10 protein-coding genes are annotated in these 19515 nt (G+C 50.3%); 2 read left to right on the forward strand and 8 right to left on the reverse strand.

What is annotated here, in order from left to right:
* Window positions 1-151 precede the first annotated feature (151 nt).
* The 8 genes from OO017_RS13685 to OO017_RS13720 all read right to left on the reverse strand — a co-directional run bounded on the left by OO017_RS13685 (window position 152) and on the right by OO017_RS13720 (window position 13098).
* Window positions 152-4474 carry a T9SS type A sorting domain-containing protein gene (locus OO017_RS13685; protein WP_266053090.1) on the reverse strand — a complete coding sequence of 1441 codons (4323 nt, stop codon included), beginning with the start codon at window positions 4472-4474 and terminating at the stop codon, window positions 152-154.
* 509 nt (window positions 4475-4983) lie between these two features.
* Window positions 4984-6180, reverse strand: a complete 1197-nt coding sequence (locus tag OO017_RS13690) for a beta-ketoacyl synthase N-terminal-like domain-containing protein (protein ID WP_266053092.1) — start codon at window positions 6178-6180, stop codon at window positions 4984-4986.
* Window positions 6181-6963: 783 nt separating this feature from the next.
* Window positions 6964-8280 (reverse strand): adenosylmethionine--8-amino-7-oxononanoate transaminase, encoded by a 1317-nt coding sequence (gene bioA / locus OO017_RS13695; protein ID WP_266053093.1) that lies wholly within the window; start codon window positions 8278-8280, stop codon window positions 6964-6966.
* Between the two features lie 59 nt (window positions 8281-8339).
* Complete coding sequence (gene bioD / locus OO017_RS13700; protein ID WP_266053094.1) at window positions 8340-8954, reverse strand: dethiobiotin synthase; 615 nt, start codon at window positions 8952-8954, stop codon at window positions 8340-8342.
* Complete coding sequence (locus OO017_RS13705) at window positions 8951-10087, reverse strand: aminotransferase class I/II-fold pyridoxal phosphate-dependent enzyme (protein ID WP_266053095.1); 1137 nt, start codon at window positions 10085-10087, stop codon at window positions 8951-8953. Before OO017_RS13705 ends, bioD begins: the two co-directional genes overlap by 4 nt.
* 183 nt (window positions 10088-10270) lie before the next feature.
* Complete coding sequence (gene bioB, locus OO017_RS13710) at window positions 10271-11272, reverse strand: biotin synthase BioB (RefSeq protein ID WP_266053097.1); 1002 nt, start codon at window positions 11270-11272, stop codon at window positions 10271-10273.
* 237 nt (window positions 11273-11509) lie between these two features.
* A complete protein-coding gene (locus OO017_RS13715) occupies window positions 11510-12295 on the reverse strand; it encodes a DUF4349 domain-containing protein (RefSeq protein ID WP_266053098.1) in 786 nt (261 codons plus the stop codon).
* 167 nt (window positions 12296-12462) lie between these two features.
* The gene (locus tag OO017_RS13720) at window positions 12463-13098 is read right to left on the reverse strand and encodes a hypothetical protein (protein WP_266053099.1); all 636 of its coding nucleotides are present in this window, start codon (window positions 13096-13098) and stop codon (window positions 12463-12465) included.
* 276 nt (window positions 13099-13374) lie between these two features.
* Between OO017_RS13720 and OO017_RS13725 the strand changes: the two genes are divergently transcribed.
* Together OO017_RS13725 and OO017_RS13730 are read left to right on the forward strand one after the other, a co-directional pair.
* The gene (locus tag OO017_RS13725; protein WP_266053100.1) at window positions 13375-16254 is read left to right on the forward strand and encodes a triple tyrosine motif-containing protein; all 2880 of its coding nucleotides are present in this window, start codon (window positions 13375-13377) and stop codon (window positions 16252-16254) included.
* A gap of 274 nt (window positions 16255-16528) precedes the next feature.
* Window positions 16529-19510: a SusC/RagA family TonB-linked outer membrane protein gene (locus OO017_RS13730; protein ID WP_266053101.1), complete on the forward strand. Its 2982-nt coding sequence runs from the start codon at window positions 16529-16531 to the stop codon at window positions 19508-19510.
* The last annotated feature ends 5 nt before the right edge of the window (window positions 19511-19515 follow it).

Genomic DNA, 19515 nt, shown 5'->3' on the forward strand with positions numbered 1-19515 from the left:
TGAAAAAAATGAGTGATGTTATACCACAAAAGTAGCAAAAAATCAGCGGAATAAGTTCGAATAACTTGCCAAGGCTTACTTTTCAGGGTAAAAAAAGAACGGCCGGATAGTTCATCCGGCCGTTCCTGTATATCTTATACTTACAAGCTGTTTAGTGCTTTATCACTTTTGCTTTTCCTGTTATGTCTGTTCCCTGAAGATGCAATAAGTACACGCCGGTTGAAAGCTCCTGAAGGGATAGGTTAAGTTTGTTCGTCCCCATTTTCAGCTGGACGGATCTTTGATATATGATGCGCCCTTTCAGGTCGGAAACAACTAAACTCACCTCATTGGCAACCGGCGCATACACCTCCACATGGAGTTCTTCCTCAAACGGGTTCGGCCATACGTTAAGCTGCTTGCCTTGTGCGATGGTTTCCTTGAGCCTGATAGAAACTACTTTGCTGTAGTTGAATTGCCCGTCATAATCAATTTGTTTCAGGCGGTAATAAACTATTCCGGCAGGCACCTCACTATCGGTGAAAGTGTAAAGTTGCGACAGCGTGGTTGACCCGGCACCTGTCACAGTGCCGATAGGAATATAGTTTTTTCCGTCAACGCTACGCTCAATTACAAATTCCTGGTTGTTCTCTTCAGAGGCCGTAAGCCATTTTAACTCCACCGAGTACTGTTGTGCTGTTGCCCTGAAGTAGACCAACTCTACTGGTAATGGCACAATGGAAGGGGAGTTTCCATAAATGCGGAGCACGATGTCCGTAACTGTTGTTCCCCCGGCGGCATCTACGAGTCTGATCGTCAATGGATAAATTCCTTCGATCAACCCACCAGGGTTTGCAACGCTTAGGTTGCCGTTTGCAGCGTTAAAGAAGATGCCCGCAGGAAGCGCGCCTTGTGTGATTGACGCTGTGGTTATAGGGCCATCCGGGTCTGTTGCCCGCGCGAGAATCTCACCTCCGGCATACTCATCCTTATACTTAGGAATTGCCAACGTATAGCTGGCATCACAGTTGATGGTTATTTTTACGTCATCGGCACTTTGGCTGTATGAACCGCCGCAGGTTGTCTGCACCGTCCAGCGGAACACATAGGCGCCCGATACTAAGCCGCCAACCGTAGCATCCGTGTCAGAAGCTGAGCTGAAGGTAGCAACGGATGGGCCGCTGATCTGTGTCCACATGCCCGTGCTGGCGGCGATGCTGTTGCCATTCAGTACTGTTGAGCTGCCGCAAAAAGTCTTGTCAGCTCCGGCGTCGGCCAGCTCCGGCGTGCTCGATACCTGCACCTGCGCTGTCATTGTCAGGGTTACGGTGCCGCAACTGGCAGAGGTCACCGTAACATAGAACTCCTCCGTGCCTGCTGTTGCCAGGCTGCCGCTGGAAACGGATTGGGTGGCACCGTTTCCGGTCAGGGTGCCTAACAGGGCATCAGCTCCCAAACCATTGGCTGCTGTTTTTTTGCGGTATACTTTATACTGGTAACCAGCATTGTTTAATGTAGCCACATAGATAGGGGTCGAGCCATTGGCACATACCTGGTCATAGGCCGCATATACGGCCGTGTTGGTTGGTGCACCCGTTACCGTAACAGAAACCTGGTTAGCCAGGGTAGTGGAGCAAGGGGTTGTACCGGATGCAAACGTGATGGCCAGCCCATAAGTGGTGTTAGCCGTAACGATACCCGTGCTCAATGTTATAGAGCCAGAAGCTACCCCTGTCACCGGAGATCCTACCAGGGTATTGGTGGTTTGATTCATCAGTTGGTACGTATAGGTTGTGCTGGTTCCGTTTAGCAGGATACTGGCACTAGAGTTGGCACATGTGCTGCCTGTGGTGCTCGTAAAGGCTAAGCCAGAGGTTATCGGTTGCGGACGCACTGTTATGGCTACGGTACCAGTAGAAGTGGCATCGCAGGCAGAACCTCCAACCTTTCGCGCGCGGTATGTGAAGGTAACGGTTTGGTTTGAGGCCGTGAGGTTAGTGAGTACAGCCGAGGTAAGGGTAATCGGTCCGCCTGTTCCTATCACAGAGGCCCCTGATTCTACTCCATTTGCCAGCAACCTGTACGAGATGCCATAGGTGGAGCCTGACAGTGTGAAGTTTACAGTATTGCCGCCGCAGGTCTGCGTTTCAGAAGGCGTCATGGTATAGGTTACAGCCGGTGCGCTGCACGAAACAGTTACGATGGCCGATTTCATACTTTCGCACTGGCTGGTTGGTGTGTAGGTAGCAGAGACATTAGCGCCAGCGAAAAGCTCCTGGGCTGAAATGCCCTCAACTTTCCAGGTGCCATCACTTGCTACCAATACTGTTGTCGTGAAAGGGGTGCCTTCTAAATACAAGGTTACTTTGGCGCCGATCGAACTCGCCGGACCTGTACCGGAAATGCTGGTCGATCCCTCGATAATAGGCCTGTTGATAGTCAGCACTCCTGTTGGGCCGGCAACAGCTGAAACCACGTTCGAATTTACGCTTCGCACTTTCCCGGATGCTTTTGCCCTGGCTGTAATGGCTGTCCCGGCTGGGATTCCGCCACCACTGGCAGTGGTGAAGTATGCCTCCCAGGTGCCGTTGCTGTTAACAGAGGCCGTGATCGGGGTAGTGGTGCCGTTCTGAACCACCAGGGTGCCCGAGCGGTCGCCTGCCACGCCACCTGTATAAAACTGGATCACGGTGCCTACCGCCTCTGATGACGTGCCTGACAGTGTAGTGACCAGGCCACAGTTTGGAGTGTTGATTACAGGGGCCGCAGAAGTAGGCAGTACCGTCAAGAAATTGGAAGGTGTTGATTGACCGGCGCACCCCGCTGTCTGAATAGTTCTGACACTCAGGACATCCCCAACAGTCAGGGCAGGAGAAAGCCCGGCCAGGCTGAGTGTTTGTGTGGTAGTACCAATCGTATAAGGCGCAGAGATGTTGGTTTGCACGCCATTCCTGAACAGAACAAGGTTACCTGCATCTAAACTCCCGTTAAAGTTTATCGAAACAGTTACCGCGCTAAGGTTGGTAGGCACCTCTGTATTGTTTGGTGCGCTAGTCGTGTTGCTGACACTGTTATAGGTGACGCCAGTAATCGTGACAGTATGGGGGTTGGACGAGAAGTTACCTCCTGTAGTATAACACAACTGATTTGACCGCAACGACGTGCACCCAATTGGATTGCCGGCAGCGTCTGTTGGGGTAGCTGTAACGACATAGTTGTTATTCTGCGCAACCACAAATGAAGCAGGAGCAGTGGTGGATGATGAAGGGTAAGGGGTGCCAGCAGTAAGGTTCAGAACAACTGATGCCTGTGAAGTGCCTGATGTTAAGTTATAGACTGTGATAACCTGGTTTCCGCTGAAGCTAGGGGTTAAAACCAACGCTCTGTTACCAGTGGTGCCTGTGATACCCGTAAGTTTTGGGGCAGGTGTAGCAGTACAGATACCTGCAGATACAGTAACCGCATTCGAGGAGGCTGATAAACTCTTGCCGCTCACTGTTACTGTGGCGGTTATCACATTGCCTGCAGCCAATAGTGAGCTGGAAAGGCCGGAAAGCGTCCAGCTGCCATTCGAGCTGACCGTAGTAGTGCCTATGGCTACCGGGGATCCCGTTCCCACCGTCCTATACACCGTAATGGTAGAACCCGCGGCCTCTACTGAAGATCCTGATATAGAAGTGCTGTTAGCCTGAATTGGGCTGTTTACAACCGGTGCCGTGGCGGCTACCTTTGGAAAAGCGGAAGTTTGCAACGTGGTGAGGCTGGTTGCCGGGAAAACACCGATCAGCGCACGCCAGGCAGCTGGCGCGTCATAGTTATAGGACAGGAAGTTAACGCCCCCTACATCTGATACCGTGCCGGTAAGGCCGCTTTGCGCACTTGTAACAGTTATACCGCTCATGCGCAACGGGGTGCTAGCTGTAATGCCGCCATTGAATGCTGAAAGTGGCACATAGAAATCGTAGAAGTAGTCCGCGTTACTACCACTTGTGGAGGCCGCTACCGCACGTTGGGAATACTGGTCTACAGAGCCTGTGAAAATAGCAGTACTGCCTGTGGGAGTGTGCTTGATAACCTGCACAGCAAAGTTAGAGGCAAGGAGAACCTCGTATTCAAAGCCTGGGTTGTTGCCGGGGCTGTCAAACTTGCCATCACTGTCGATCAGCACGCTATATCCCTTTGAGGCAGTAGAAGAACTTCCCAGCCTGAGTCGGAACATCAGATTGGCGCCATCAAAATAAGCCGCTACCGGTGAACCCGTAAACGCATCTCCCTCAGTAGGAGTGGCTAAATCTGTGTGGCCACCGCTGGACCCTGTGTTAAGGTCTGAGATAGGCTCCGTGGTGAGGGCCGGAAAAGGACGGTAAGGGATCTCGCTGATGCCCACACCCTCATCGCTTGTGCCGCTAAAGCCCGACCTGGTCATGGACAAGTAGCCGTCGCTGTTAGGGTCCATCACTTTGGCACCGGTGCCAGTTGCTGGTTTGTAGATCAATCCTGGTGTTTGTGCAACAACTGGCAGTGAGCTGAGAAGGCAAAACACAAGAAGTAAGACTATTCTGTGGTAGAATATTTTTTTCATTGGGTTTGTTAAGTATGCTTGCAATATGTAGTGACAGAACTGAATAATTGCACTAGATAACCCTGTATTTTTAGTTTGTTTTTTATAAATATTTTACTTGGGGTGTGTCTGGATGAAATTTTTTATTGCCGAAAAGTTTATCTCAGAACAATAAGAAGAATAATTATGCGATCTATTATTTTCATTATACTCTGTTTGAGTCCAGTGGAAATCATGAAAAATTGCACTTATTTTTGCGTGAAACAATCCTTGACTTGAATGGGCCATAATTCAATCAAAATTGAAACTAGAAAGTGAATGAGTGGGATGTTACGCAGACAGTCTTGCAGAAAGGTTTTCCCGGGAGCAGGGTTTAGGATATTGGATTTGGGTTAAAATCAAAGCATACTGGCACAGGCCAGAATGAGAAAGCTGGAAGTAAACTAGCCGATAACGTGAAGGATAACACTGGCCGCATTGCCGCCAAAGCCGGCAGCGTTTACCATAACCCGTTTTATACTTTGCGGTTTGCTTTGGTCAAGCAGATTTGGGTAAGGTATAAAAGTATACTGCTGGTGCTGCAGGATGTGCAGGGCATATTGTAAGCTGAGTGCCCCGGAGGCTCCCAACGTATGGCCAATAAGCCACTTATTGGTGGTGATGGCGGGTGCTTTTTCACCAAAAACAGCCTGTATGGCGGCCAACTCCGCTTTGTCGCCGGCGCGGGTGCCGGGCGTGTGCGTGATGATGAGATCCACTTCGCGGTCTTTCTCCGGCAGCTGCTCCAGTGCCTGCCGCATAGACTTCTGGAAATTTATACCCTCTGCCGTGATGCCCGTCTTACTTACCAGCTTTTCAAAGCCCAGTCCGACAGCTTCTATAATGGGAGTGCCTTTTTCAGGGTTTTGCACCTGCTCCAGGGCAAAAACAGCTGCTCCCTCGCCTAAGGTAAAGGTATTTTGTTTTTCCTGAGCGTAAGGCTGGCAAGGGTATGGGTGATCACAAAACTTAGAGTAAATACCCACCGCCTTCATCTGAGCAATGGTAAAATCGGTAAGCGGCGCCTCGGTGCCTCCGGCCAGAAAGCGTTTGGCCATCCCTGCCTTCAGCCAGGCCACGCCATTGGCAATTGCCATCAGGGCGGTACTGCAGGTAATGGAGTGACTGATCTGCCCGCCCCCGGCATTCACTGCATGGGCTACCCAGCTGGAGAGGTTGCCTAAGGTGGTGGTAGGGGAGGCGGCGGAGGACAAATTCTCCTGCTGGAAGGCCTCAAAGTGTTGCTCAAACAGGCCGGTGGCTCCGCGCGAGGAGCCCATGTTCACAGCCAGGTCATCATCGGTGGCAGTGATAGGGTGTAACCAGCCAGCTTGCTGCGCAGCCTGCCTGGCGGCAAACACCGCCATCATTACAGAACGGTCAAGCTGCTTATAGACCGGATTGGATAAGAGAAGCTGCTGCAGTTGTTCTTCCGCCATTGCTGGCAGGGCTGCCACAGGTGTCTGCTGGCCCTGATGAAGTATGGAAGTGAAAGCTGGCTTGCCTGCAAAGTATGCCCCGGCCATACTTTCTGCATCAAAGCCCAAAGGCGAAATAGCTCCGCAGCCACGGATAACGATATGTTTCTTCTCCTCGCTCAAACCGGCTGCAAAGGTAAGGAGGAATATGGGAATTTAGTGGTGTAAAGAGGGATTTTGTGTTTTGGGAGTATTTTAGATGGGGTAATAGTTGGTATTATATTTCAATAGCTTGGGTTCAGTTCCGCTGTTCCGGCTATACTTGTACGAGCGTTTATTCGCTCCTTTCTGGCACCCCGAAGGCTGTCGGGTGTTCTGAAATGATGTCTCCTATTGCTGGCCTACTGCTGGCGCGAGTTTGTAACCCGTGTCCTTTTATAGTATCGGGTTTGTAACTCGACTGTAGCCATACTTTATACTTTGGCTATACTTTCTTGTTGTTGCTGTTCCGGACATCCTTGTCCGGAACCTCTCTGCCGCGGATTTTCCAATCCGCATACTTATCCATAGCCGCTGCTTCCCTGTCACTTCGAACTCCGCGAGAAATCTGGAGCTGTACGACGGTGAAAAATCCTGCGCATCCACTAATCCTGTAAATCCTGATTCAGATCTCTCCCTGAAGGTCGAGATGACAGCGATATTATAAAGAGGTGAAAGTCCCCCTTGGAAGGGGGTAGGGGGATGATAAACGTTTACAGAACCCAACCTGATGCCTGAGGCCTCAGTGAAGTCGGAGACTTCACATCATTTGTAGGACACGAGTCTGGAGACTCGCGCCAGAAATAAACTGCGTGTTGTACGAACAATCCAGTCCATCCCGGGGGTGGGAACCCTCTTGAAAATCCTGTAAATCCCGATTCAAAAGCCCTCCCCAAAACTGGGGAGGGCTTGAAACGAGGTTTTCATCTAATCATGCAGCATGTCCCGGTCCGGACGGGGGTGGTGGCGCTTGCCAGCCACGATTTCCTGCATCCCTCTAATGGTTTTGTAGATTTGCTCCAGTTGCTGGTCGGTGATGCAGTAGGGCGGAATCACATAGATGATATTACCCAGCGGACGAAGTATAACACCGTTGTCTATACCAAAACTATAAAGTGTATCGCGGAGGTTGCTGAAGTAGGAGGTGCCTCCGTCCTCAAACTCTACGGCAAGGATGGTGCCCCGCTGACGCACCTGCAGTACCTGTGGCAGCTCTTTTATACTTTCGGCAAAGGCCGCGTGGCGCTGGGCGATGCGGTTTATACTTTCCTGTGTCTCCGGCTGCAGCAACAAATCCATACTTGCGAGGCCGGCGGCGCAGGCAACAGGGTTAGCCGTATAGCTGTGGCCGTGAAAAAGTGTTTTGCTCTTGTCGTCGTGCAGGAAAGCCTCATAGATCTTTTCGTTACAGGAGGTGGCACCCAAAGCCATCGTGCCGCCAGTCAGTCCTTTGGAGAGGCACACCATGTCGGGTTTCTGCTTGAGGTAATCTGTGGCGAAGTGGCGGCCGGTGCGGCCGAAGCCGGTCATCACCTCATCGGCGATGGTCAGGATCTCATACTTTTGGCAAATTTCCAGCAGCCTGTCCAGCACCTCCGGGGTATACATCACCATACCTGCTGTGCCCAATACCAGCGGCTCGAAAATGAAAGCTGCTACATCCCCACGCAAGGCAAAGGCCTCCAGCTGTTTTATACTTTCCTCCTCGTTGCCGGCAGTAGGTACATCTACAAAATCCACCTCGAATAAGTAGGGCCAGAACGGAGCGGTAAAGGCACTGCGGGCGCTCACTGCCATGGCCCCGAAGGTATCGCCGTGATAGCTGTCGCGAAAGGCGATGATCTTCTTTTTGGGTGTACCGAGGTTGTTCCAGTATTGGATAGCCATTTTCATGGCCACCTCTACAGCTGTTGAGCCGTTGTCGGAGTAAAAAATGCGGCTCTGGCCCTGCGGCAAGATCTGCAACAGCCGCTCGGCAAAGGTAACGGCGGCAGGGTGCGTGAAGCCTGCGAAGATCACATGCTCCAGCGTCTGCAGCTGCTCGGCTACTTTTTGGGCAATGTAGGGATGTGCGTGCCCGTGCAGGTTCACCCACCACGAAGCCACGGCATCAATGTACGTCTGGCCATCCTCCGAAAACAAAAGCGCCCCCTCGCCCCGAACAATCGGGATAGGAAGCGCTGCCGTTTTCATTTGGGTATAAGGATGCCAGATTACGTTATGGTCACGTTCGGCTAAATTCATACTTAAAGGTGTGCGGTAAAGCACGTTTAGTTTAGTAGAGTTTCTGCTATAGGCGACAATTATAAATATCCTTCAAATGTTTTCGCGTACTCGGCCACGGTGTCTTTGCAGAAGTCGGCTTCCTGGCGGATGGACGGAAGGCGGCGCAGCCCTGTGTATTTCACGATGAAATCCTCAGAAGTTGCGTTTTCCTCACCGTTAAAAATGATGCCGGCCACCGGAATCTTGCGGTAACGCAGCACCTCGGCGGTGAGAAGGGTATGGTTTATACTTCCGAGGTAGTTTCTGGAGACAAGTATAACCTCCAGGCCCAACTGCTGCACCAGGTCCAGCACGAGGTAGCGCTTGTTCAGGGGCACCATCAGGCCGCCGGCTCCCTCCACAATTAGGTTGTTTTGGGTGTCGGGCAGTTTCATGCCTTTCACGTCGATCTCCACGCCCTCTGCCGCGGCAGCCTTATGCGGCGACGCGGCCATCTTAAGGCTGTAGGCTTCCGGGTGAAAAACAGATAGCTCATTAGAAACCAGGCTTTTTACAGTGTCTGTATCGGTGAAGTCCAGGCCGCCTGCTTGCACAGGTTTCCAGTAGTCGGCCTGCAGGGCTTCGGTAAGTATGGCAGCGGCAACTGTTTTGCCTACGTCCGTTCCGATTCCTGTTACAAAATATCTTTTCATGTACCTTTGGCTATGGCCTGCGCGAGGCCCTCAATTTCTTCTTCTGTATTAAAAGCATGCACGATCACGCGGAGCCGTTCGGTACCTTGGGGCACGGTAGGCGGCAGCACGGGGCGCACGTCAAAACCATCTTGTTGCAGCGCAGCCGCCAGCACCTTTAGTTGCTGCGGCTGTTGCAGGAAAACAGAAAGTATAACACTGCCTTCCGGGGTGCAGCTGATGCCGCTTATGTTGTTCAGTTTCCGGTACAATAGCTGCGCCAGTCGCTTTACCTTTTCCCGCTCCTGATTCATCTCGGTCAGTAAAGTATAGGTGCATTTCAGGGACACCAGCGCGTGCGTCGGCAGCCCGGTGGTATAAATAAAGGCGCGGCTGTAGTTGATGAGGAAATCGCGGAGCACCTGCGGGCCTACCACGGCGGCCCCGTGCAAGCCCATGGCCTTGCCGTAGGTTAGTACCCGGGCAAACACCTCCTGCTCCAGCCCCAGGGCCGAAACAAGTCCTTCTCCTTTCTCACCATAAAGGCCCACGGCATGTGCCTCATCCACAATAAGTGCTGCATCATGTGCGTTACATAGTTGTGCCAGTTCCCTCAAGGGGGCCTGGTCTCCATCCATCGAGTATACCGACTCGACCAGCACATATACCTGGCCGGTCGTTCGCTCCAGCTTTTGCTTCAGGTCCTCCACATTGTTATGGCGGAAGGCATAGGTTTTGGCAAAGCTCAGGCGCAGGCCGTCTTTCATAGAGGCATGACTGGCCTCATCGTACAAAACAGTATCTCCGCGCTGGGGCAGTGCCGACAGTAAACCCACGTTAGCCGTGTAGCCGGAGTTGAACAGTAAGGCCGCCTCCGCGTGGTGGAAGCGCGCAATGATCCCCTCCAACTCCTCAAACAGCGGGTGGTTTCCTGATAGCAGTCGGGAGCCGGTTGCGCCCAGTGGTAGCTGTTTATACTTTTCCTCCTCCTTGTGGATAAGTGCCCGCAGTTTTTCTGAGCGAGCAAGGCCGAGGTAGTCGTTAGAGCAAAAGTCTGTCAAGCCGCTGGTCGTTTTGAGCACGCGCAGGTTGCCCTGTGCCGCACGCTCTGCCAGCTTCTGCTGCAGTTTATGTATTAATTGGCTATTTGACAAAGGAGCTGGATTTAAAATCTCAATGTAGTTTGTCATCCCCTTGCCCCCATCAGAGGGGGACACACAAAGGTGTAAAATACTGTAATTATTACACTAATTGAAAAGTCCCCCTTTGAAGGGGGTAGGGTGATGATATTCTAGTAGATAATAAATCAGGTTTCTCTTATCAACCAGCTTTTTATACTATGAGCAAACGTGTTGCTTCTCTTCTTTGAATGATTTTCTTGGTGTCAGGCCCAGCAGGTTGAACATAGCCTTGTCCGCATCAAAGTCCGGGTTTGGCGTAGTTAAAAGCTTTTCTCCGGTAAAGATGGAGTTGGCTCCGGCCAGGAAGCAAAGTGCCTGGTCCGTCACGCTCATGCGCTCGCGGCCAGCCGACAATCGCACCATCGATTTTGGCATCAGGATACGGGCCGTGGCGATCATGCGCACCATCTCCCAAACCGAAACCAGCGGCTGGTGCTCCAGCGGCGTACCTTTAACTGGTACCAGCGCGTTTACCGGCACTGATTCCGGGTGCTCCGCCATGGTAGACAACGTATAAAGCATCTTAATGCGGTCTTCGTCCGTCTCGCCGAGCCCGATGATGCCACCCGAGCAAACCGAGATACCGGCCTTACGCACGTTGTCGATCGTGTTCAGGCGGTCGTCATACGTACGGGTGGTGATGATGCTGGCGTAATTATCTTCAGAAGTATCCAGGTTGTGGTTGTAGGCATACAGGCCGGCTTCTTTCAGCTTCTCGGCCTGGTACTCGTTTACCATACCCAGGGTACAGCATACTTCCAGGCCCATCTCATTCACGCCTTTCACCATGTCCAGCACCTTGTCGAAGTCGCGGTTATCGCGCACCTCGCGCCAGGCTGCGCCCATGCAAAAGCGGGTAGAGCCGCCATCCTTTGCGCGCTGCGCTGCCGTCAGCACCTGCTCCTGGCTCATCAGCTTGTGCACATCCACATCGGTGTGGTAGCGCGCCGCCTGTGGGCAGTAAGAGCAATCCTCCGGGCATCCGCCAGTCTTCACGGATAACAAAGTACATACCTGCACCTCGCCGGTGGCCTGGTACTGCTTGTGCACATTGGCTGCCTCTACGATCAGTTCCAGTACTGGCTTGTTATAAATCGCCTCTATCTCTTCCAGACTCCAGTCGTTGCGGAGAGCTGTGTTTTGTCCGTTCTGCGTCATGGTACTCGTGTTTAGGGTTACGAAGGTAATTTGAAGATTTAGGAATTAAAAATCAAAAGTATGGGCAGTTTTGGTGGATAAATAGTTAAGTTATTCAGCTTGTGTAGGTTTGCTGTGGATAAATTACTTTGTTGATTTGTTGAGAAAAAATGTCTACTGATCAGAATGTGGAAAACAAAAAGCCCCTGCTGGTGGGCAGGGGCGGGGGCACATTAAGGGTTGTGAAAGACTGAAGCCTTAACTTTTCAGCCTTTTTCTCCTATAAACTCTAAGTGCAACAAGTAGTGCAACTCCAATAAGTATAAACGGCCAGACGTTGATAAGGGCAACAAAGAACCAAATCAGGTTATTCCAGCCGTTTCTAAAACCATTCTTGTAATTGTGGTTAAATTCAGTCTGATAAGGTATGCTCTTGTAAAAAGTTATGGTTAATGTAGAGTATGAAACCTGGTTCTGAAGGTACTTTAAGCGACCTTCCATAGATTCAATATCTGAACGTAACTCTCCAAGCTGCTTTTCAATTTCAAGCATCTCTGTCACACTTTTAGCCTGTTTCAGTAAGTCCAAGAATCTGTTTTCAAGTTCTTTTTTAGTTTTAAGCCTCGCCTGAACGTCAAGGAACTCAGTCGTGACGTCAATAACTTTGATTTCTTTGCTATTGAACCTCTCTACTCCTTTGGTCGCGTCTTTCAGGAAACTGTCAAAGCTATCTGCCGGCACCCGGGCGATAATTGTATTACTCTCCCGCTCCGGAGAGTTAAACTCCTGGTCTGAGGAAATATAGCCTTTATACTTTTCGACAGCCTTTATTATAGTTTGTCGGGTAGAGTTCAGGTCATCTGTTTCGAACTCTATAGTGCCCTCTTTGATTAGCTTTCTTTCAGTTGTTTCAACGCTTCTTTCGGGTGGCGGAGGAGGAAGAACCATTTCATACCTTTCTACTCCTGCATGCTCCACTTGGTCGCTGCAGCCGCACACTGCAAACAGGAGTAATAACAATGCATACTTTAACAAATGTCTCATTTGTGTATAGGTTAAGGCAACAGGGCTTAAACCAGGTGCTAATTTAAGTTTCAGCCTGCTTCATGATACAGACAGCAATATACTATCCTCTAAATATAGTAAAACCCTCAAAACAAAAAGAGCACCCGCCAACAGGTGCTCCCCAAATAAGATATTTATACTTTATGCTATTCCTCCTCCTTCGCCTCCTCCAGGTGCACCAGGTAGCGGGTTAGCTTGTTCCACTGCATCTCCTGGAAAATGGCCCAGCCGCCTTCTGCCACAAAAGTGTTCAGCACGGCCCGGTCGCCGGCCTCTTCGCCCTGGTTGTTAATGCCCTCGTTGCGGCCAATCTCATACCCGTGGATAGTGTTGCCCTCACGCGTAACGCGGAACGTACTGCTGGCTTCCTTTGTAAAGAAGTGCTCCACTTCGGCCTCACCCTCACCTAACTCCTGTGGTTGCTCACTGGGGTGCACCACAAACTCGGCTAGGTTCTCCTCTTCCCGCACTTCAGTTATCCTCACCCAGTTATCCATCGTGGAGGCTGGCAGCACGATCTTGAGGTAGTAGCCAACCTCGGGTTTCAGCGCGGTGGTGCGACGGCCACGGTTGTCGTACAGTTCAAAGGTGGAGCTAACGCCGGTGAGCTTGGTCCAGTTGTTTACGTTAAACAGCTTCTGCTTCGAGAGTTCAAAGGCCGCAATCGCCTCCTGCTCGGTAGGGTAGGTGTTCTCGTTCTGGAAGAGCTTGTCCTTGGTTTCCTCGCCCTGCAGCACCTTCGCCTCTTTCTTTATCTTATTGAATATATCTTTTATCGACATAGCTTTATCATTTTATAGTGCGGAAATAAGTTTCCTCAGAGAAAGTACGCGCCGCGCGGCCGGATGTTGGAAAACCAAATCGCACTTTGTGGCATAAGAGCTGAGAATACTGCATCCGGTTTTTGAAGTATAACTTAACACTAGATGCATGTCTGTAAATCTTTATACTGCTATTTAATTCTTATCTTAGCACACCAAAGCAAATAATCATACAGAAGCTACATGTTACCTTTTATTAAGAGAGAAGTAGAGAGGGTGATTAAAAGAGGAGCAAGAGTGTGGCTGATCCCTGCGCTGTTGATGTTGTTTCTGGCTGTTGAGGCGCAGGCTGGGGCAGCCGACAAGCTGGGTTATCCTTATATCCAGAACTACACGAAACAGCAGTACAGAGCGGGCAACCAGAACTGGTCGGTTGCCCGCGGACCGGATGGGGTGATGTACTATGGCAACTCCAGTGGGTTGCTGGCTTTTGATGGAAACAACTGGCAATTGTACCAAATGCCTAACAAGCTGATTGTGCGTGCCGTGGCTGCAGATGAAAAGGGCCGTGTTTATGCCGGAGGCTTTGGCGAAATAGGTTACTGGAGCCACGACAAACATGGCCGCTTCCGCTATACTTCTTTAGTGGACCTGGTGCCACATCAGCACCAACTCAACGACGAAGTATGGAAAATCTATGTGGATGGTGACAAAGTATACTTTCAGTCGTTTGCGAGTATCTTTAAATACCAGGATGGGAAAATAACGGTCGTAAAGGCGCGGCACCCCTTCCTGTTCCTGCACCAAGCCGGCGGGCGCTATTTTGCGGAGGTTATTTCGAAGGGGCTTTATGAGCTGAAAGACGACAGCCTGCACTTTATACCTAACAGCCGTAAACTGGGCAATTCAGGGGTGCTGAGCGTGCTGCCGTTCTCGGGAAACCGGTTTGTAATAGGTACCGCTAAAGACGGGCTTTTTATATATGACGGCCAGGACTTTTCACCCTGGCAGAACGAGGCGAATGAGTACCTCAAAACCTACCAACTGAATAACGGCACCCGGATTAATGGCAGCTACTACGCCTTCGGCACTATCCTGAATGGGGTAGTGGTGCTAAATGAGCAGGGAAAGCTGGTGCACCGCCTCAACAAAAGCAACGGCCTCCAAAACAATACCGTGCTGAACCTCTTCGCCGACCGAAATCAGAACCTGTGGGCAGGGCTTGATAATGGCATAGATCGGGTGGAGGTGAACTCCCCGCTATACTTTTACTTCGATAAGGTTGGCAATTTCGGCACCGTGTACAGCAGCATCATCCATGGTGATAAAATATACCTGGGCACCAACCAGGGGTTATACTACAGCCATTGGCGACCAGGAAACCCTAACGCTGCACAAAACTTGGATTTCCGGATGATCGAGAACTCGCAGGGGCAGGTGTGGGAACTGGCCGTGGTAGACGGTGAGCTTCTGTGCGGCCACAACGAGGGCACATTTAGAGTAGAGGGAAGTGGGCTGGTAAAGATCTCGGATGTAAAAGGCGGCTGGACCATCAAAAAACTACAGTCCGACCCGGCTGTACTGATACAAGGTACTTATACAGGCCTGGCTGTATACCGGAAAAAAGACGGCCATTGGGCTTTTTCGCATCGGGTAGAAGGATTTGGGGAGCCGGCCAGGAATGTGGAACAGAACCAAACCGGCCACATCTGGGTAGGCCACGCTTACAAAGGACTCTATAGACTAAAGCTTAGCCCCGACCTGCGCCAGGTTACCGAAACCAGAAGCTTCGACGAAAGGCAAGGCTTGCCAGGGGCTTATAAAGTTACCATCTCGCGTCTCTTTAGCCGTCTGCTGTTCTCTACCGGCAAAGGGTTCTACCATTACAATGAGATAAGCAACAAGTTTACACCGTATCAGGAGCTCAACAGCAAAATCGGTTCTCTGGCTACATCAAAGCGCATACTTCCTGCCACAGGCAAAAAGTACTGGTTTATAAACCACGGCAAAGTGGCTTTGGTGGATATGGCTAACCCGCAGCAGCCGCGCATCAACACCAACCAGTTTAACATTCTGGACGGCCGCATGGTACAGGAGTATGAGAGCATCAGCAAGATAAGCGACTTTATTTACCTGATAAGTATAGACGACGGTTTCGTCATTTATAACACTGACACCATGCCGTCGCAAAGTATAGCACTGCCCCATGTGCTCATCCGTAAGGTGGAGAACACCACGGATAAACTTCAACTGCTAACCGAAACCGGAGAGCGTGCCGACATGCTGCAGCTGCCTTACAGCCAGAACAACCTGCGCCTGTCTTTTGCCTTACCATACTTTAAGCAGTCGGAGGTAGAGTTTCAGTACTTGCTGGAGGGTTACTCCGGCAAATGGTCGCCGTGGAGCAGTGCTACCCAAAAGGAGTTTACGAACCTGGGGCAGGGAGAGTATAGCTTTAAGGTGCGCGCACGCGTAAGCGGGGAGGTTATAACAACAGCCACAGAATACCGCTTTGTGGTGCTGCCGCCATGGTATGCCACCTGGTGGGCTTATACGTTGTATGCCGTGGTGGCGGTACTTATACTTTGGGTAGGCCGCAGGCTATACTTTAAAAAGCTGCAGCGGGACCAGCAACGCATACAGCAGCAGCTGGAGCAGGAAAAGCAGGAGCAGTTGCGGCAGGAGGCTATCCTACACGAGCAGAAATTGGTGAAGATACGTAACGAGCAGCTGAAATCAGAGCTATCTAACAAGAGCCGCGAACTGGCCAGCACTGCCCTGAACATCGTGAATAAGAACGAGCTGTTGCAGAACATCAGCCATGAGGTGAACAAGCTGCAGGATGCAGAGGGCAACAGGCTGCCGGAGCGGCAGCTAAAGAAAATACAAAAAATTATACTGGAGGGTATGAGTTCTCAAAATGATTGGGAGCTGTTTGAGAAGAGCTTTAACGAGACCAACGCCAACTACTTTAAAAAGCTGAAGGAGGGCTATCCGGAGCTTACACCCAATGATATGAAGCTGTGTGCCTACCTGCGGATGAATATGTCAAGCAAGGAGATCGCCGCACTGCTCAATATCACCGTTCGCGGAGTAGAACTGCGCCGCTACCGCCTCCGCAAAAAGCTGAACATGGACCCCGAAAAGAACCTGGTGGAGTTCGTGATGGAGATCTGACACCACATTATTACCACATCATTACCTCTCATGCCCCCTGAAAAATCGCTCAGGGGGCATTTTTTTATGTGTATCATCTATCCATAACATCTGCTCAACGTATACAAAAGTATGTACTCACCGGAACTGGACCTTGTGCAAGCCCCTTAAGGTAAGCACTCACTATTTTGCACTGTGATGTGGTATTGTAGTGGTGGAATTTTTGGGTGCCGAAATGATAACCCAGACATTTATAGCATCAACCTAATCTAAAATCAATCTTTGAGTAAAACGTATGAAGAGAAAAATTTTACTACTCGTCATGTGCCTGCTGACGGTTCACCTCTCATTTGCGCAGAATACAATTTCGGTGCAGGGTAAGGTGACCGATGCCTCTACCGGACAACCGCTTATTGGAGCGGGTGTGGCGGTACAGGGAACCAGCACCGGCACCCAAACCGATGCCGAAGGTAACTATACCATCAATGCCCCGGCAAACGGTACGCTTACATTCAGTTACCTGGGCTACCAGAATGCGCAGGTGCCTGTTAACAACCAGAACACCATTAACGCACAGTTGCAGACAGACACCGAAACACTGCAGGAGGTAGTGGTAACAGGCTATGGTGTGCAGGAGAAGCGCGATGTAACTGGTTCGATTGCCTCGGTTAAAAGTGAGGAACTTGTTAGACAGGCTTCACAGAACCCGGTGAGTTCGCTGCAAGGTAAAGTGGCCGGCGTTACCATCACAAACTCCGGCGCACCTGGTGCGTCACCACAGATCAGGATTCGTGGTGCGGGCTCTGCTTTGGGTAGTACAGATCCGCTTTATGTAGTGGATGGTACTTTTGTAGATGACCTTAGCTTCCTGAACCCGGCTGATATTGAGTCGATGGAAATTTTGAAAGATGCCTCCAGTGCTGCGATTTACGGTGTTCGTGCTGCAAACGGTGTAGTACTTGTTACAACCAAGCGCGGTAAGGCAGGAGAGGCCACTGTTAACTATAACGGTTTTGTAGGAGTGCAGCGGGTTACGAATCAACTCGAAATGACCAATGCGCAGGAATACACAACTTTAGTGAACGAGAAACTCCGCATTGAAAACCCGGATGCCAGCCTTCTGCCAACCGGCCTGCCAAGTACTGACTGGTATGACCAGATTCTGCGTACTGCCATGATTCATAACCACCAGGTATCTGCCTCTGGTGGATCTGAGAAGGTGACTTACATGGCCAGCGCTGGTTACCTGAACCAGGAAGGTATCGTAGAGGGGGACGAATACCGTCGCCTTACAGCCCGATTACAAACCGACTTCCAGATCAGCGAAAATATCAAAGTAGGCTACAATGGTATTTTCTATGATTATCAGTCAGAAAACATACCAGGCGATATTTTCTACCAAGCCTTTGTGGCGCCGCCTATCATACCTGTATTTGAGCCAAATGGCCGGTACGGTGACCCGGCAAATTATCCCGTAGGTAACTTTGCTAACCCACAGGCCTCTCTGGATTGGTTCAACCAAGAGTCGAATGGCCAGCGCTTAACAGGTAATGCCTTCGGTGAAGTAACATTTCTGGATGGGTTCACCTTCCGCACAAGTCTTGGCCTGAACTATGGTATAGACGAATTCTGGAACTATAGATCACAAGACTCGCTTACCAGCGTGCAGTTCGCCTCCAGAAGTCTTTTAACCCAGCACAGAAGTAAAACAAACATGTGGCTCTGGGAAAATACCCTGACTTATGACAAGTCTTTCGGAGACCATGAGATTACGGCTCTGTTGGGTACTTCAGCTCAGGAGGATCAGTCTGAGTTCTTTACAGGATCCGTAAACGATGTCGAATTCAATACAGAAGCAAACCTTTACCTGGACTTAGGTGACCCAGAGACATTTAACATTAATGCTGGAGGTGAAAGAGGTACCTTCGTTTCTTATTTTGGCAGGGTGAATTATTCTTTCCTGGATCGTTACCTGCTTACCGCCACTTTACGCTATGATGCTTCTTCTAACTATCCGCGAGATGATAGATGGGAATACTTTCCTTCTATCGGCTTAGGCTGGCGTGTAACTGAGGAAGGTTTTATGCAAAGCCAAAACATTTTTGATAACCTGAAGCTAAGAGCAAGCTGGGGAAGGCTAGGTAATAACAACATCCCGGCTAATATATTCAGACTGCCGGTAAACAGAGCCGCACGATATGGCTCAATATATAATGGAGTACTTTTACCCGGAGCGAACATAACAGACGTTGTACCTTCTACACTTTTCTGGGAGATAGTAGAAGAAGTTGACTTAGGTGTTGAGATGGGCTTCCTGAACAACAGGCTGACGGTAGAAGCCGACTGGTACAATAAGCAAACTAAGGATGCCATCTTTGGTCTTACCCCACTTGGGTTTTTGGGTTTGGGAGGCCAGATCAGAGGTAACTTTGCTGATTTCCGCAACCGTGGTATAGAGTTTATAGCCAACTGGAGCGATGATATATCAAGTGATATCAGCTACAACGTTGGTGTGAATTTCTCTCGCAACCAAAACGAGGTAACCAACATTGCTACGGAGAATGCGGCCCTTTTCAATGGTAACCTGCCTGTAGGCGGCTATCAGGTAAGCATAACCCGTGTAGGCGACCCAATCGGTTCTTTCTTTGGCTATGAAGTAGCAGGTATCTTCCAAAATGAACAGGAGATTGAAGGCTCCGCTCAGCCTAGCGCCGTTCCAGGCGACTTCAGATACAGAGACCTTGATGGAAATAATGTGATAGACCAAAGAGATAAAACTATCATCGGTAATCCAAACCCAGGCCTGATCTATGGCATCAACACAGGCTTCCGCTATAAAAGCTTCGATTTGCAGCTGGATATACAAGGTGTGGCTGATGTAGACATTTACAACGGTAACCGTAACGTGCGCTTCGGCAATGAAAACTACGATAAGGATTTCTATGATAACCGCTGGAGTGGTCCGGGTACATCAAACTCATACCCTTCTGCTAAGTTGACTGGTAAAAACCTTGATCCAAGCGATTACTATGTAGAAAGCGGTAGTTACATCAGAATCCGAAACCTGCAGTTAGGTTATAACCTGCCAGAAGGTGTGGTGAATACCCTAAAGATGCGCAACCTTCGCGTGTATGTAAATGCGCAGAACCCGGTAACCTGGTTCGACTACAATGGCTTCTCTCCGGAGGTAGGCGGTGCCCCGATAAGCCAGGGCATAGACCGAAATGTGTATCCACTTTCTGCTACCTACAACTTTGGTGTTAATGCTACATTCTAAAACAG

The organism is Pontibacter anaerobius, assembly GCF_026241195.1.
Taxonomy (GTDB): Bacteria; Bacteroidota; Bacteroidia; order Cytophagales; family Hymenobacteraceae; genus Pontibacter; species Pontibacter anaerobius.